This window comes from Kitasatospora sp. NPDC001159 (assembly GCF_053598235.1).
In genome coordinates, this window is sequence record NZ_JBSFJV010000256.1 from 1 (window position 1) to 2092 (window position 2092).

The window sequence follows — 2092 nt, forward strand, 5'->3', positions numbered from 1 at the left end:
ATGCGCCGGCCGGCACGCGATCACCCGAACGGGACCGAGAATCGAATCTCCGTCCGGCCCTCAAGCCCCAAGAGCGCTTTGATCACGGCTTCTCAAGCCTCACCAAAGGCTTTGACCAGCGACTTTGAGGGATTTTCTGATGCCGTTATCGGACGAGGAACAGGGCGAACCACGGCGCGGCCGGCCCCGGAAGAAGCCCGACGCGCAGGCGCTCGGCACGGCTGTGGGTGCGTGGGCCGAGTACGCCAGAAAGGCCGTGGACAGGACCTGGCAGCGACGCCGGGCGCCGAGAAGGCCCTGAATACGAAGCACGCACAGCTGTCGCGGCTGCTGTCGGGGGAAGGCCTTCCGCCCAAGGAGTGGCTCGATGCCCTCCACCAGGCCCGTGAAGCCGCCGGCCGCCGGGTCCCGGAGACCGAACGCGAGATTGCCTACGACCTCTACATCGCCGCCCTGAAGGAGACCGAGGAAGCGGCAGAGCGCCGCGACCCGGACCGGGCGAGGGAGATCGGCTGGAAGCCCAAGCGCGCATCCGCCCTGTACGGTCTGGAGCGGGAACTGGAGCAGGCTCACCGAAAGGAGCGGATAGCCACCGACCAGTTTGACCATGCCATGCACCGGCTCCGGCAGGCCGAGCAGCAGCTGGCCGCCCAGGAAGCGGAAGTAGAGGAGATCCTCGACCGGATCACCGCCGCCCTCCCCACCGGCCACGAGTCGAACACGCCGGTCGACGCCGCGCTGCACGACCTGTACGGCCAGTTGCACGACAGCCGACGCCAGCGCTCGTCCACCGCGACCCGACTACGTCAACTGGAACACGAGGTCCTCGAACTACGCGCCCGGGCACAGGACCTGCAGACACGGCGTCAAAGGATCCTGGACACCGCCCGGCTGATCAGGTTCGGCATCCAGCCCACGGACCTCCTCATCGGGCTGGTCCCCAGCGGTCTGGGACTGTGGATCGCCACAATGATCATCCCCACGTTCGCCCTGCACGGACCCGCGACCGGACAACTCCTCGCGCTCATCTCGTGCACCCTCGCCTTCGCCGTCTTCGGCGCCATCGCCACCATGCCCTCCAACCTGATCAACCTCCTGCTGTTCCGGCTCGCGGACCGCGCGATGGACCGTGACGACTGGTGGGACCGCAGCTACCGGCACGACGTGCTGCAGCTGGTCCTGGGACCGCTGCTCCTCCTGGTCAAGCTGGCAGCCACCTCCTACGCCCTCCAACTGGCCGTCAGGCTCACCGCGGGCACCCTCCACCAGCGGATCGAGCTGACCGGAGGATGGTGGCCGGCCCTGCTCGCCGCGCTGGTCTGCGTGGCATTCCTCGCGGCATGCTCCATGGCCATCACCCTCATCGCCCGGCGGTTCACCCAGGGCACCTGACAACCGCCCGACCACAAGCCCGCCGAGGCCGCTGCGCCTGTGACCGGGCCTGCCCCGGCTGGAGCGCCCCGGGTGCGTGAGCACCCGCGCTGCCAAGGACCTGGGCACGTTGATGCTCCCGCCGCCGACCAAGCGGGAGCTGGTGGCCGCGCTGGTCTCCACCCCGGACGTCCCGTGGTGGGAGGTCCGGGTGCTGCACGCGAAGCTCTACCCGGCGAAGGCCCGGGCGGGCTGGTGAACACCGGCGGTGCCTGTGCCGAGTTGTTGCACCGCCTGTTTCCTCCCGCGCGCGCGTGGGCTGGTGGGTGTGACCTTGTGGTGGTTCGGTTTTGTGTTTTCGCCTGTTTTGGTGGTTTTGTGGGGTTATTGGTTGGACCGGTAGGGGGCGGGCCGGTACGTGGGGCGGGTGGCTGGCGGGTGGTGTCCCGAAGCTGATTTGGTTGCTGTGTGTGTTCGCCGTGGGCATGTCATAGATCGATGGTGGGTGCGGTGGGGTCGGAGACGGGGCCGCTGGTTTTCCGCCGCGTTCCGCGCCCGCCGCGTCACCGTGGCCGGGGCCCTGCGTGGAGAGTCGGCAACCGGTGATCGGTCGGCCGTAAAGCCCATAGTGCTCCAAAATCGCTTCACTGCGGCTGACCTCGGACGGTGCGCCAGCCGCTGACTGGGCATGATCAGTCTCGTGCTCGTACGGATGACCTAC

The 2092-nt window shown here is 68.2% G+C and carries 2 protein-coding genes; both read left to right on the forward strand.

Features of this window, described 5'->3' with window-relative positions; genetic code table 11:
- Positions 1-231 precede the first annotated feature (231 nt).
- Positions 232-1392 (forward strand): hypothetical protein, encoded by a 1161-nt coding sequence (locus tag ACWC9T_RS41640; RefSeq protein WP_449826223.1) that lies wholly within the window; start codon positions 232-234, stop codon positions 1390-1392.
- Positions 1393-1468: 76 nt separating this feature from the next.
- Entirely contained in the window at positions 1469-1630 is a 162-nt protein-coding gene (locus tag ACWC9T_RS41645; RefSeq protein ID WP_449826224.1) for a hypothetical protein, read from the forward strand.
- Positions 1631-2092: the final 462 nt, after the last annotated feature.